This is a genomic window from Polaromonas hydrogenivorans, assembly GCF_040105105.1.
In the GTDB taxonomy this organism is placed as follows: Bacteria; Pseudomonadota; Gammaproteobacteria; order Burkholderiales; family Burkholderiaceae_C; genus Polaromonas; species Polaromonas hydrogenivorans.
The window spans coordinates 57,473-70,747 of record NZ_CP157678.1 but is presented as its reverse complement, the minus strand read 5'-3'; the positions used below and the strand labels follow the sequence as shown (position 1 = coordinate 70,747).

Genomic DNA, 13,275 nt, shown 5'->3' with positions numbered 1-13,275 from the left:
AATAACTCTGTCATCGGGTGTCCGGTTCAGGTGGGCTCGCACCTCCCAAAATTGAAAATTATTCTGGGATTTTCATCTCGCCCGATCTCATGAATTCCAAAAATGCGTGTCCTCGATAGCGCAGAGTTTGTTGGATGCTAAGCAGCGTGGCGTAATCGCGGGTCCCTTTCGGGGAACTCGTGTTGATGACATTCCGCAGGCGTGTAAATGCTCGGACGGCATGCTCTGCGTTGTTGTTGTTCCACGGCACACCGTCATACGATAGGAACGTGAATAGTTTGTCACTGTTCCTTCCGATGCGTTTTTTGAGCGCCAGCCCGACCTCAGTCGTGCAATTCATCCCAGCGACGTGTTCGATGAATCCTTCCGCCGATCTACGGTGCTTACCCAAGTGCCGGGCTTTTAATCCATACCGATCGACCGTTTCGACGATTTCGCGGAGCAGCGCGCCGAAGCGCCCGGCGATGGCTTTGAGTTCCTCGTTGAACGGATTTCTATTCAGATCTTCGTTGATGTCGCGCATCAGGTGAATAAGGCATTTCTGTTGGGGGCAGGGTACCGAGTCGTATGCAGCGTAAAAGTCGGAGACAAGCACTCCTTTGAACCCGTCCAATAGGTTTTCTAGGATGGCCGATTCCCTCGACTCCGCATAGACGTATGCGACCGTCGTCATGTTCGCGAACACCCACACGTAATGACCTCCGCCCAAGACGACCCCCTTGGTCTCGTCAGCATGGATCAGGTTTCCCCCAGCGATTTGTTTCAGGATGTGCTGGTAGGTCGGTGTGTATTTCTCGGCCATCTCTGATTTAATTTGACCCACCGCGCTCTTGGCCAGACGTAGATCGAACAGTAGGGATGCGTGCTCGGCCGCCTTTCGGTTAGAGAGTAGCAGTTCGATCAAGAGATAGACCAAGAAGGCACGCAGACTCGGACCGTACATCAATTCCCTCTTATAAAAGGTCATTTCAGCGTGGCATTCGCTGCACTTGTATTGACCATAGCGGTATTTCACCGCCCAGCGTTTGACCCCCTTACGTGAGAACTTCAGGTCGTAGACGATGTTCGATCTTCTCGGAGGATACTTCCAAAGTTTTGTCGAGGAGCATTTGGGGCAATTTGCCGGCGTATCGTCGATCGTGATTTCCTTTTCGACCCCTGAAATATTCCGGCGGCGTTCTGATTTTCGGACTGTCCGCCGCACGCTCTTATCTGTACGCACAAAGACCTTTGACCGCTGGTAGTCCCAGTAGGCTGCGTCATTGATCTTGGAGAATTCGGGTAGTGCTGAGTCAAACTTACCAAACGTCCGCTGGAATCCAACTTCTAGCGATCCGACGTTGACCGAATCGGGCGCAGATGGGCCTCCAGCGCAGATGCGCGTCAGCGCGTCTGCCACCACGGCGGCGGCCCGGCAGTCGTCCATGTTATATGCCAAAAGCAGGGGCTTAACGTCGCTCACTGCGGAGAGCTCCCATGTCTTACGCATCAAAACAGACGCGGCTCCGGAGGCGTGCGGCCAGGCCCAGTCGTATCCGAGGTGGCGGGCGACCTCCTTGAGGCTATTTGAATACGTCGGGAAATAGACGCTCCCGTAAATACATGCGACGAGATTGATGGACGATCCAATCAGACGATCCACGAATTCGGCCTCATCGGGCTCCGAGCTGTACCGCTTTTTCATGGTCCTGAGAAAACGCGTCTCGTAAGCACCGTAATGGACGAGTTGCGCGTTTCCAATCGATTTGAGCGTCCGCAGGCAGTCCTCCCACATGCCTTGCTCGTCTTCTGGCCCGTCGGCCCAGAAAGCGTGCTCGGCCGGCCCTCCAACGAATTCGAAACGCAGCCCGACAAGGTAATAGGAGTCCCTGTCAGGCATGCCCTCGACGTCGATAAAGGTCGGAACCCCTTCCAATTTGATAGCGGGCGCCCCAACGACGTGGATGCGTCCACTTTTTATCGCCAGCGCCTTGAGTTTGTTGTCATGCTTTGCGGGCGGGCGGGTATGCGCAGCATCATTCGATCGGGCTGCTCGCTCAGCGTCCGGCTTAGTGCGTTTTCGCCGCCTTGGACGATAACCGTAGGAGAGCTGCGAAATCGTCAGGATGCCTTTGGCGAGAGCCCTGCTCCGATCCTTGACAGTCATCCCGGACAGGAGGCTCAAATCGTCTTGTTCGATAGCGACACCGCGGCACTTCGACCAGAAGTCGCACACCGAGCAATGCGCGTTCAGGACGAGCGGCGGATCCCGGCCGCCAGGGAGCAGGGAGCCTATCTCGCGGAAAACGCGGTTGAGCTGCGCAGCGTGATCGGAAATCCGGATGGTTTTGCGCCGAAGATTGTCCCCGTAGACCAAAATGCCGGTCTCTACCTGGGTCCGAGTCGCCTGCGACAAAGAGCGTGCGCCGAAAGAAACGAGCAGGCTGTCCGAAAGTACCGGCTTCTCCCAGGGCGAAAAGAGGACCGGAACGACACGGCCGCCCGAAGCAGATTTCTGCGCACGGGGCTCTGCCAATCCGCGCTGCGAAAGGGCAAGATCGCAGACGGCCGTGTCGCAGTCGAACCAACGCGTCGCGGATCCGTCGCCGTCGGCGATCTGCTCGAAAGTCGCGGGTGCTACCAACTCTCCTCTGTCGTGCAGCATCCGCCAAGCCCTCGACTTGTACGTTGAGGAGATTCCCGCCTCAACATCCGAAAAGTAGGTTTCTTGCGGGCTTTTGCCAAGCGCCAAAAACCGAGCTTTCGTCGGGCATTTGAGAAATGCCCTCAGTATTGCGGCGGAGAGCAGGGTATCACTTGCTTCCATGACTGCCAATCATGTAAATGTTCCAACTAGCAAAATATAGCTCAGAAGTCGCCTGTGGTGCTTTCCGTCGCTTAGCAGCAGCAATGACATTGCCAACTTCTTCTCCCGCAATGGGCACTTGCCGAATGCCTCATACGGTTTCTGACCAGAGTCGAACTGGGCAACCGGTAAGCTGTCAGTCGTGTACGACGCCAGTCAGTCTTTTGCAGTCACTCACAAAACACGATTAGGCATGAGGTTTCGTCAATAAAACGGTCCGGAGGTTTTGTCGCGTTGACGGTCAAGCAGCTTGCTCGTCTATGCTGAGCACTTTGACTGAAAAGGTTTGAAGGAGATGCTGGTGACCAAAGGAATGCGCTTCCCAATCGACGTCATTCTGGTGTGCATTCGCTGGTATGCAGCGTATCCGTTGAGCTATCGCCACCTGGAGGAAATGATGCAGGAAAGAGGCGTGTTTGTCGACCATTCTTCGATCAACCGCTGGGCGATCCGGTTTCTTCCATTGCTTGAAAAAGTCTTTCGCAAACACAAGCGCCCGGTGGGTGGCAGCTGGCGCATGGACGAAACCTATATCAAGGTCAAAGGCGTCTGGAAATACCTTTACCGGGCCGTGGACAAGGAAGGCAAGACGGTCGACTTCCTGTTGACGGCTAGGCGCGACAAGGCCGCAGCCCTGCGCTTCTTTGACAAAGCCATGAAGGCTAACGGTGTTCCCGAGAAGGTCACGATGGACAAGAGCGGCACCAACAAGGCGGCCATAGATGAGATCAATGGCAGAGGCGAGACATTGATCATCGTGCGGCAAGTGAAGTATCTCAACAACATCGTGGAGCAGGACCATCGGGCCATCAAACGCGTCACCAGGCCGATGCTGAACTTCAAGTCATTTCGATCAGCCAAAAATGTCCTGGCTGGCATCGAGTTGATGCACATGATTCGAAAAGGTCAGCTCATGATGAAGGGCGGCAACGAAGGGTCGTTTGCCGACCAGTTTTACGCGTTGGCAGGAAAAATCCGTCCCGTCTGAGGAACTGGCATGCGTTCCCGCCCCAAACACGTTCATCAGCCAGCAACGCGACAGAACCCGCAGTTCTCCTCGAGTCACTGCCTCGGGCACTGCGAAGGAGTAGCGTCCCAGCAGATTGATGTGGCGCTCATGGAGGAAGGACGACAAGCGCGCAACATCTTCATCGCTCGGAAACCGTGAACCGGCGCAAGGCTTCACGAACCGGTATTGCTGCCTGCGCAATGGCGCCTATAGACCAACCAGCAAGCATCGATTGCCACATATTGCAGATACGGCGCTGAAATACGCACCGAGTGCCTGAGGATGCTCTGCTTGGGCAGGGCGGCGTTGATGGCATCCCGGAGTTGAATCGTTGCGTCAAAACGAGCGTTGGTAGCCCAACATGAAAATGGAAACCTTGCTGGTCAGCGACGTTCCGGTACTCGCGGCTGTTCCGTTCAGTGTCGTGCTTGGGTTCAACTCAAAACCTGCACTGATTTCAGACCTTGCATCGAGTTTCATGGACGCACCCGCTGTAAAAGCGTGCTTGTGGATGGAGGGCGCCAACAGGTTTTGCACCGTATAGGCGGACTGAACTTGACCTTGATTCTTGCTGAAACCTGCCCGCACGGTCCAGGTGGGATTCACGTCCCAGGCGACGCCCATGCGCACGATCGCCTGGTTTTTCCAGTTGAAACCATTGGGATCCTGCATGGCTTTCAAACCACCCCACACAATTTTCAACCAGTCGGCAGCGAGCGTGATGTGGGGCGCCGGTTTCCAGGCGACGCCAACGCCATATTGTTCAGGCACATCGAGCTTTCCATCGCTGTAGGCCAGCAAATCATGGGTATAGCCATCGAGCTTGCCCATGCGGGTTCGCGTCTTATAGGTCGCGCCCACCGAAAACTCAGGCGTGGCATTCCAGAGCAGGCCCAAGCGCAGTCCCACACCTGTTGCCGATTGGGTGCCGTGATTGGGTAATTCAAAAAGGCCAGCAGGAGTCGGCACGATGACGCCCTCTGCATTGAACGTCTGCCTGACAAGATTCAGTCCCGCACCCACGGCCAGGTCCGGACTGAGCTTCCAGCTTGCATTGGGAATGATTTCCATGTTTTCCAATTTCGACTTTGCATGGCTTGCGCCGGGCACCGGCAATGCTGCTCCCCCGTACTCAGCACCCACGCCAGACCCTGTAGCCGTAAGCCCCAGTGTTACTTGCGGGTTGAGCGCCCAATTGATGCCGCCCTCAGGGATGAAGGCTCTGGTGCTATTGGTGAGGTGGTTTCCGGGCAGCACATAGTCGGAAGAAGACTTGCCTTGAAAAACTTGTACGTTTGTCGTGAAGGAGTTGGGCACAAACGCCATTCCCGCCGGATTGTTGGCGGCGGCCATTGCGTCAAGCGGCAAGGCAATAGAGGCGCCCCCCATCATGGCGTTTTTGATGCCATAGCCCCCCAACTGGGCACCGTTGACGGCCATTGCATTGCCGCACAAAAGGGTCATGCTGCCGCAAAGCAGGCCCAGCAGCTTGCTGGGTTTGACGTGGGAGATGCGTGTGTTCATGATGCATATTTCCTTGTGATGAAAGTGGCGTTAGCTTTGGGTGGATAAGGTGGCGAAAGGGTCTGGTTTGGTGGTGCTGTTCGTCATTCCAAGCAAGCGCACGGTTTCATGGACCAGTTCAGCCGCTTGCTCGAACGGGCCTTCGCACAAGACTGTGCGGTCCGGCCGGACAATGGCCGTCCAGCCCATCGGGATGCTGCGACGGGTGAGCAGGTCATCCAGCGCTTCCACGCGTCGCTCCGCCGGACCCAAGTGCAAGCCCTGGCCTCGCATGCACCACTGCAGACAGGTGCCGCCATAGCTTGCCCACTCCCGTTGGAGCTGCGGGTTCAACGCAGTGCAGGGGTCACTGCCAAAGGACACGAGCGTCAACGTCTGTCCCAGCATCTCGTCGCTCAGAACAATCTCCCCGTTGTCGGCCCTGCGAACCAAGCCTTGCGGAAAAGTTGACCCTGCCAGCAGTTTCTTCGTGGAACGGGTGCGCAGGAACAGCCCCGCCTTGAAGGTGTTTTGCGGTTTGATTTTGAGATCTTCAAATAGCGCCCGTCCTGCCGGGACTAAACGAATCAGACTCAAAAAACCGTGGACAAAGAATGCCTTGAGCCGATTGGCGGGCATCACCAGGTTACCCATCAACAGCGCCAGCCCAATGATCTCGCGGGCGTGCGGCTGGCGCTCCTGGTTGTAGCTTTCAAGGATCGCGGGACTGGCCTGACCGTGCAACACCCACGCTAATTTCCAGCTCAGATTGGCAGCATCGCGCAAGCCAGCAACCAGGCCTTGCCCGGCAAACGGCGGCGTGATGTGTGCGGCGTCACCCGCCAGAAAGCAGCGTCCCACCGAGAAGCGGTCCGCAACCCGCGCATGGAAGCGGTACACCGCCGTACGCTCGATTTCAATCTCGTCGGCGTTGGCCCAGGGTGCCAGCAAGCGTTTGACGGTTTCCGGCTTTTCCATTTCTTCACGCGACTCACCCGGTTGCAGCATGAACTCCCAGCGCTGCCGTCCGCCCGGGGCCACCATGCGCGGTCCTGGCCGCTTGGGGTCACACAAGAATTCGATGTGGTCTATGGGATTAGGAACCTGCTTGGCATCCACTACCAGCCAGTCCTGGCCAAAAGTTTCGCCTTTGAAGTCCAATTTCAACGCTTTTCGCACGATGGAATTGGCGCCATCGGTGGCCACAAGGTACTTTGCTGCTATGCGAATGCGCCCGCCCGAGCCATCACGCACCTGCGCTATCACAAAGGAGCCCTTGTCTTCAAAGGACTCCAACTTGGTGCCCAGCGATACCTTTACATGGGCGTATTGTCCTAATTTCTGCCTGAGCACCGCTTCCAGTTCTGGTTGAAAGAAGGTCACCAGCATCGGATGCCCATCAATTTGACCCGCCGTATTCATGCGCGCAAATCGCCCAAACAGAGGGGAATACATCTGAACTTGGGGGATGGCAATTTTGTCGAAATCCTGCTCCTGCACACCCGCCATTTGCAGAATGCGCAAGGCCTCGTTGTCAAGGGCAATGGCTCTGGGTACCATAAATATCTCCGTGGCCTGGTCGATGCCCAAAACATTCACACCGTAGCGCCCAAGCAGGTTGGCTAATGTTGCGCCAACAGGTCCCAGGCCCACCAGCAGCACATCGACCTCCATCACACCATCGGCGTTCAAGGATTGCATGTTCATACCGTCAGTTCCTTCCATTCCATATTCAAGTTAAAGCGTCCCAGTGCGGCTTGCACGGCGTTGAGTTGCCCTGCTGCGCACGTCACCTGAACCACCACGCCTTTCTCCGGACTCAGAGCGGACTCACTGGTGACGCCTGTCAATCCAGCATCGTTCAAGGCCCGTAACACGGCGTGTTGAGTTGCGAGCAAGCGCAGATGGGGCTTGGAGATTTTTCCGACTGCAGTCAGGGGCAATAACGGCAACACTTCAATACGTACTGGCACTGCAGCGCGTTCGGGAATGGTGTTGCGGGCGTGCGCTGCCAAGGCCGCCTCGTCGATGCTTTGTGATGGCTTGAGCATCACGTACGCCACCGGTATTTCACCTGCGTGCGCATCCGGTTCCCCAACGGCCGCCGCCATGGCGATTGCCGGATGCGCCGTGAGGGCATCCTCGATCATGGCCGGATCAATGTTGTGGCCACCACGAATGATCAAATCTTTGGCGCGTCCACAAAGCACCAGTCGTTCTTCAGCATCCAGATATGCCAAGTCGCCGGTGTTCAACCAGCCATCGCCGAGCCAGATGCCGTCGTTGTCTTTGGCACGCAGATAGCCACCAAAAACATTGGGGCCACGGATGCCGACAACACCCACTTCGCCAGGTGCCGATTCGCCCATGGCTTTGCCATTGGAATCGACTTTGAAGGTGCGCAGATCCTGGTAGGGGATGCGGATGCCGACAGTGCCTAATTTCGCTTCGCCCGAGAGTGGGTTGATAGCAGACACGCAGGTTCCTTCGGTAAGCCCATAACCTTCAAAAATGCCCAGCCCCGTGGCCCTTTCAAATTCGATGGCAACTTGAGGTGGCAAGGGTGCAGCGCCACACACGCCCCGCTTCAGGGTCAGCAGCCCTTTGGGCGGCAAAGGCTTGTGGGTCAACGCAGCGTAGATGGTCGGAACCGCACTAAAGGAGGTGGCCTTGAAGCGGTTGGCGAACGCCCAAAAATTATCCAAAACACCCGGGGTCCGAAAGCCACCCGCGGTCAGCATGACCACTTCAAAACCGCAATGGAAGGCCGACAGCCCTGTGACGATGGCCCCGTTGACATGGAACAACGGCAGGCCGCAGAGCAGAACCTGGTCTTGGTCAAAAAGCGATTCGAGTACCCAGGCAAGGAACGCTTCATTGGCATGGGTGTGGATTGCCACCTTGGGGTAGCCCGTCGTACCACCGGTATGAAAATAGGCGCAGGGTTCGTTCTGCGAAAACACCCTTTCGCTCATCAGCCGGTCAGGTACCGCAGCGCGCAAAGCGGTATGAAAATCGCAGACATCAACCCCCGAACGCCCCACTTCTATCGCCAGGCTTGAGAGTTCCGGTGTACCCAGGTTTTCGGGAGTCACCACCATCACTGTGCGGATGCTGGGTACCGCTTGCACCACCTTGGCCGCTTTGGGCCAGATGTCCGAGCCAGGCAGCGGCCCCAGGACGATAAGAACCTCGGCTCGTGTCTCGTTGCAAATGCGGGCGATGTAGTCCGCTTCCAGCATCGGGTTGATAGGGCTGGCAATGCCGCTTGCCTGTGCACCCCAAAGGGCCCAATGCGTCTCCAGCAAATTGGGCAGCAGTATGGCAACCGGCGTGGCAGGCGTAACACCCAGCGTATGCAAAGCGTTGGCAGTTCGGTGAACGGACTGCATCAACTCGGCGTAGGTTTGCTTGAGTGTGGGTGCATCTGCTTTCCCGGAAGTCAAAAACTGCAGGGCTGTTTTGCTGGCGTACTTGTGGCAGGCCAGTCGCAATAAATCGTAGGTGTTTGTCGCCGGAATACGAGCCTGCCACGGGCCTGAGTTTTCCAGCCGCTTGACGTCTGCGATGCTTCTGATGGTGTGTTGTAGAGTGGGCATGTTGGTCTCAATGTGTGATATTTGCGAGGAGGGCACGCCCTGCGCGCATCTGTTCCACATGCGCGAATGCAAGATGGGCTTGGGGCATGGGAGTGCGTATGCCAATGTGTGGCTGTGGACGTGCGCTGAGAGCGAAGTCCTGCATTAATTGCAGATCTCCAGCTTTCAAACTAAACAGAGCCCATGCGTAACGGGCACCTTGTGGAACATTTTTGCGACACTGTCTGCGTTTGTGCAGGGCAGCAATGGCTCCTGGCAGCAATCCTTTTTCGTCCAGAAGTGAGAGCAAGGGGTGTACCGTGGTGGCATAGCCCATTGCGCCTGACCGCAAAGCGCTGCACAAGACGGAATCGAGTTCCCACGACGCAAAGTTCAGCACAGCGTCAAATCTGGCTTGCCGATCGGAGAGTTCCTCGACAGTGCATACGACGCATGCACCCTGTGCCAAACACCGGGCGTGGTTTTCAGCGCGGGCGACGGCCGTGATTTCAGCCCCCCACTGGCGAAGTAAGCCAAGCGCAATGCTGCCCAACCCGCCACTTGCACCGCACACCAAAATCTTCTTGTCTTTGGCCGACAGGGGGTTGAGTCCAATCGATTCAAAGGAGCGTAAGACAGTGCAGGTGTTATAGGGGAGCGTGACTAATAGTTCATCACTCAAGTCCGGGACGGCCCTAAGTGCCTGCTCTTGCTTGACGACGACTCGCAGGGCGTGGGGACCGTACTTTGATGGTGGCTTGACGCCAAAGACCCGATCTCCGGGCTTTAAATCAACCACTGCGCTTCCGATTTTTGAAATGGTGCCGACAAAGTCATTGCCCAGTGCCAGGTTCTTGGCGTTTGCGCCCTTGAGTTGAAACACTCTTCGGCCATAGCCATGGCGGCGCTTCACGTCGATTGGGTTAACCGTTGACAGGCCAACCGAGACTTCAATTTCGTCCGCGCGCAGGGGAGTGTCCGGGCATTCCGCCCAGCGAAGCTTCCCCAGTTCGTCAAATGTGACCGCCTTGTTGCCATGGATACTCATGGGTGTACGATTTTTGTAGTTTGTTCACCCAAATCCAGCACCCCGTCGTCGGTTCGAATGGTTGCGGATATCTGGTCACCGGGGCGAAGATACGCCGGGTTAGCGGCATTCTTTTTGATGAAGAGCTTCCACTTGCCTGCATCACTCACAAAGTGCCGGAAAATGAACATGACTGCTTTGCTCGGTGCGCGTGCCGCGCATCCTGCTGGCGTGCCTGTAGCGATCAGGTCGCCAGCAAAAAGATCCTGCAGCTGCGCCAACTCGGTAAGCGTGGGTGCCGGTTGATAAATCATTTCGCGGCCGTACGCGTCCTGGCGGGTCTGGCCATTCACTGCCAGGCGCATATGCAAGTCGGGCCAGCGCTTCCATTCCGCAGCAGTGGGCAACAGCAGGTAGGGGCCGACTGGGCCGAATCCTCGGTAGCTCTTGCCCTTGTAAAACTGTACTTGTGGCAGCTGAATATCACGGGCTGACAGATCGTTCACGATCACCAGACCCGCTAACCACTTGTGCAATTCATCGGGTTTGACCTGGGTTCCTGCCGGTATGGAGCGCCGCATTACCAGACCTAACTCAATCTCGTAGTCGAGCATCGCCACATGGGCAGGGCGAGCGACTGGCTCATCTGCTGCAACGATTGACGAGGAAGCTTTGGTAAAGATCGTATTGAACGAAATGGACTTAGGGTCCATTCCTGATTCGCGCACATGACTGGCGTAGTTGGTTCCTTGGCAGATGAACTGCTGGTTTCGCGTAACCGGCGATAGCAGCTTCACCGAACTCAAGGCAATGCTTGCGTCATTCGGTGTTTTTGTCCAGATGTCATCCCAGTGTTGGTCGATCAATTCGCCGGTCGTCAGTGCGCCTGCCGCCAGTGGCGCCAGGCGGCGGTCAAAAACCACTCCCCAGCCCGCGGTTTTTCCATCTGTGTAATGAACAAGTGTGAGTGCCATGTCTGTTTTTCCGTAATTGAACTGTGGTTAGAACCAGGGTCGAGCTGGGGGGTCCAATGCCTCGCCCAATAACTTGAGTCGGCCAAGGTTTAAGCGCCCCTGTTTAAGGTGCTGAAACACACGCAATAAATTCTTCGGAGATTTGCTCGGTTTCATGCTCGATGGCGCGTCTTGCCCCCACGCCCAGATGCTTCCAAACGTCAATGGCGAATAGCAGGTCTCGAAATCTGAAGTAAACATATCCCCGTCGGAGTAGTGCTCCATCTCAAAGCCTTCAGGGTCATGCCAGTAGTCAAATAGCTGGCTGCCCAAGATGTGGCGACCGATTCCCCACATGTGCTTATGCCCTTGGGCCCTTAGCACCTGCTGCCCCTGACCGAGCGCATCCAGATCTACAACCTCATAAGCACTGTGCTCGTACTTTTCTTCGATCGCTCCGACGAATACAACCGTGTGATGGTCAGCAGGTGTCTGCCCCAAATTGAGCCGGCAGAACGCTAGATTGGGGGAGCCATCTGCCAGATACTGAACATCAGAGGGGATAAGGCCAAGCACCTTGATGTACCACTGCGCCAGGCTCATGAAATCCACTGACTGCAGCACAAAGTGCCCAAGGCGAATAACTTTTGCTGGCTCAATCGGAGTGCGCAAGGGCCTGTTTACTCTGTGCAACGCATTAGGGCTATTGGTGAGCCCCGTGACAGGTTCACGCACTGGCAATGGGGCCACGGGGGTTTGCCCCTGTAGCAGCCACACCTTTCTCCCCGCAGGGTCCAAAAGCTCAATCCCGCGACCTCCCCCGGGGATGTCCGCCGGATTGAGGTCGATTGCAGCCAGTTCCCGTTTGTATTGGGCGAGATCGGTGTCATCCGACATGACAAACGCCGACCCCACAAAGCGGTTTTGCCGCCCTTTGCTTGCGACGTAGATCGCAGGAGCCGTTCCAGTCCCTCTGGCCATGAGCTTCGTCTCGGTCAGCGACACCGTATGAAGGCCGAAGTCACGCAGAAATTTTTCTGTGGGCCGCAGTGCTTTCTTCTCCCACATCAAAAACGCCAATTCCACTGCACGTCCCAGTGGTACCGGGCAGACCAGTGGCTGAACATGTTCAGGAAGTCTGCTCTGGGGGAGAGACTCGGGCTGGTGCAGTGTTGTATGGATTTTGGTCATAAAGTCACTTTCCATAAAATCAATGTCGTCATGATGACATACTCGTCACCATGACGATGTCATCGTTTATACTTATTGACGCAAATCAGTACCCGAGTTCGGATACGTTCGGATTCACAAAATAGAAACGTCGATTCAACATGGAACATCAGGATCACAGACCCCGCGTGGCTGCTGAGCGACGGGAGCGCATGCGTGCCCGGCTCATCGAGGGAGCAATGAATTTGGTCGCCCAGAACGGACCGATTGCGACATCAATTGACGACGTGATTTCAGAAGCACAGGTTTCAAGGGGGACGTTCTACAAGTACTTTGATGCGCCGGCATCCCTGGTGGAGGCGGTTGCAAAGGAACTTTCCAATGAAATTTTGCTGTTAATCGACCCTCTGGTGCAGCAAAGTGAGGATCCGGTCGTGCGAATGGCTACCGGTATGCGCTTGGCACTTCGTCTATCGCTACAACATCCGATCCTTGGTGGCTTTATTGCCAGACTCGGTTGGCCAAATTTGCCCCCTGATCAACTCATGCTTGAGTTTGTTCCCAGGGATTTGGAGTTGGGAATGCAGCAGGAAAAGTTTGTGCGGATGGATATGCGTGCCGCGATGAACCTCACTGGCGGCATATTGATGGGAGGGATTCACACCCTTCTGTCGGGAATGGCGCCGCAGGATTTTCCCGAGCAGGCGGCGGCAACAGTGCTGATGGGGCTCGGAGTTGACAGAACAATCGCAAAGAATGTGGCTTACGCAAAGCTAAAGTCACTCAAAATCGACGGAGATGGACTAATCGCAAGAACGCTAACGAAAAGTATCGCCAATCGGTAAATGCCTTCTTTGTTGGCTATGTCACCGCTAGATGTGGAATTTTCGCCTCAGAGGAGTAGTAAACCTCGAATTCCGTATGGAGGTAGCCATGAATGCCGAGGCTTTCAATGGTGTGATGAAACAGGTTTCCCGACTCACCCTGCGCCAGCGAGAACTGCTCAGAAAGCGGCTCGATGAACTCGATGCTCAGCAAGAAGGACTCGCTGTCGTTGAGTCACAAGGTTCAGCCCAGGCGCGTTGCTGCCTGCACTGCCAGGGCACCAGCCTTTACCTGCACGGCCAGGTCAACGGGTTGCAGCGCTACCGCTGCCGGGTTCACCAGACCGCCGTCGACCAGCAGCCGCC

General features: G+C 56.1%; 10 protein-coding genes and 1 pseudogene. 3 read left to right on the top strand and 8 right to left on the bottom strand.

What is annotated here, in order from left to right:
• Window positions 1-58: 58 nt before the first annotated feature.
• On the bottom strand, window positions 59-2,806 hold the full coding sequence (locus ABLV49_RS24160) for a TM0106 family RecB-like putative nuclease (RefSeq protein ID WP_349283029.1): 2,748 nt from the start codon (window positions 2,804-2,806) through the stop codon (window positions 59-61).
• 334 nt (window positions 2,807-3,140) lie between these two features.
• Between ABLV49_RS24160 and ABLV49_RS24155 the strand changes: the two genes are divergently transcribed.
• Window positions 3,141-3,833, top strand: coding sequence for an IS6 family transposase (locus ABLV49_RS24155; protein ID WP_349283028.1), 693 nt, complete (start codon window positions 3,141-3,143; stop codon window positions 3,831-3,833).
• 357 nt (window positions 3,834-4,190) lie between these two features.
• Here the strand turns inward: ABLV49_RS24155 and ABLV49_RS24145 are convergent, their stop codons facing one another.
• The 6 genes from ABLV49_RS24145 to ABLV49_RS24120 are packed head-to-tail and all read right to left on the bottom strand — an operon-like array spanning window position 4,191 to window position 12,106.
• The gene (locus tag ABLV49_RS24145; protein ID WP_349283026.1) at window positions 4,191-5,378 is read right to left on the bottom strand and encodes an OmpP1/FadL family transporter; all 1,188 of its coding nucleotides are present in this window, start codon (window positions 5,376-5,378) and stop codon (window positions 4,191-4,193) included.
• A 30-nt stretch (window positions 5,379-5,408) separates the two neighbouring features.
• Window positions 5,409-7,064, bottom strand: coding sequence for a bifunctional 3-(3-hydroxy-phenyl)propionate/3-hydroxycinnamic acid hydroxylase (locus ABLV49_RS24140; protein ID WP_349283024.1), 1,656 nt, complete (start codon window positions 7,062-7,064; stop codon window positions 5,409-5,411).
• Window positions 7,061-8,956, bottom strand: coding sequence for an acyl-CoA synthetase (locus ABLV49_RS24135; RefSeq protein WP_349283022.1), 1,896 nt, complete (start codon window positions 8,954-8,956; stop codon window positions 7,061-7,063). The genes ABLV49_RS24140 and ABLV49_RS24135 overlap by 4 nt, the downstream gene beginning before the upstream one ends.
• A 7-nt stretch (window positions 8,957-8,963) precedes the next feature.
• Window positions 8,964-9,983, bottom strand: a complete 1,020-nt coding sequence (locus tag ABLV49_RS24130; RefSeq protein ID WP_349283021.1) for an alcohol dehydrogenase catalytic domain-containing protein — start codon at window positions 9,981-9,983, stop codon at window positions 8,964-8,966.
• Window positions 9,980-10,936: a fumarylacetoacetate hydrolase family protein gene (locus ABLV49_RS24125; protein WP_349283019.1), complete on the bottom strand. Its 957-nt coding sequence runs from the start codon at window positions 10,934-10,936 to the stop codon at window positions 9,980-9,982. The genes ABLV49_RS24130 and ABLV49_RS24125 overlap by 4 nt, the downstream gene beginning before the upstream one ends.
• 27 nt (window positions 10,937-10,963) lie before the next feature.
• Window positions 10,964-12,106, bottom strand: a complete 1,143-nt coding sequence (locus tag ABLV49_RS24120; RefSeq protein ID WP_349283017.1) for a biphenyl-2,3-diol 1,2-dioxygenase — start codon at window positions 12,104-12,106, stop codon at window positions 10,964-10,966.
• A 218-nt stretch (window positions 12,107-12,324) separates the two neighbouring features.
• Between ABLV49_RS24120 and ABLV49_RS24115 the strand changes: the two genes are divergently transcribed.
• Complete coding sequence (locus tag ABLV49_RS24115; RefSeq protein ID WP_349283015.1) at window positions 12,325-12,930, top strand: TetR/AcrR family transcriptional regulator; 606 nt, start codon at window positions 12,325-12,327, stop codon at window positions 12,928-12,930.
• A gap of 16 nt (window positions 12,931-12,946) precedes the next feature.
• On the opposite strand, the gene ABLV49_RS24110 is transcribed toward ABLV49_RS24115, so the two are convergent.
• Window positions 12,947-13,123, bottom strand: coding sequence for a hypothetical protein (locus ABLV49_RS24110; protein WP_349283013.1), 177 nt, complete (start codon window positions 13,121-13,123; stop codon window positions 12,947-12,949).
• Here ABLV49_RS24110 and ABLV49_RS24105 point away from each other — a divergent pair.
• Window positions 13,046-13,243: pseudogene (locus tag ABLV49_RS24105) on the top strand (IS1595 family transposase); the annotation flags it as partial. The gene ABLV49_RS24110 and the pseudogene ABLV49_RS24105 sit on opposite strands and share 78 nt — an antisense overlap.
• Window positions 13,244-13,275 lie beyond the last annotated feature (32 nt).

What these genes read in the sequence shown, in the direction of transcription:
- ABLV49_RS24160 (WP_349283029.1), bottom strand. Translation starts at nt 2,806, where the DNA reads ATGGAAGCAAGTGATACCCTGCTCTCCGCCGCAATACTGAGGGCATTT.
- ABLV49_RS24155 (WP_349283028.1), top strand. Translation starts at nt 3,141, where the DNA reads ATGCTGGTGACCAAAGGAATGCGCTTCCCAATCGACGTCATTCTGGTG.
- ABLV49_RS24145 (WP_349283026.1), bottom strand. Translation starts at nt 5,378, where the DNA reads ATGAACACACGCATCTCCCACGTCAAACCCAGCAAGCTGCTGGGCCTG.
- ABLV49_RS24140 (WP_349283024.1), bottom strand. Translation starts at nt 7,064, where the DNA reads ATGAACATGCAATCCTTGAACGCCGATGGTGTGATGGAGGTCGATGTG.
- ABLV49_RS24135 (WP_349283022.1), bottom strand. Translation starts at nt 8,956, where the DNA reads ATGCCCACTCTACAACACACCATCAGAAGCATCGCAGACGTCAAGCGG.
- ABLV49_RS24130 (WP_349283021.1), bottom strand. Translation starts at nt 9,983, where the DNA reads ATGAGTATCCATGGCAACAAGGCGGTCACATTTGACGAACTGGGGAAG.
- ABLV49_RS24125 (WP_349283019.1), bottom strand. Translation starts at nt 10,936, where the DNA reads ATGGCACTCACACTTGTTCATTACACAGATGGAAAAACCGCGGGCTGG.
- ABLV49_RS24120 (WP_349283017.1), bottom strand. Translation starts at nt 12,106, where the DNA reads ATGACCAAAATCCATACAACACTGCACCAGCCCGAGTCTCTCCCCCAG.
- ABLV49_RS24115 (WP_349283015.1), top strand. Translation starts at nt 12,325, where the DNA reads ATGAATTTGGTCGCCCAGAACGGACCGATTGCGACATCAATTGACGAC.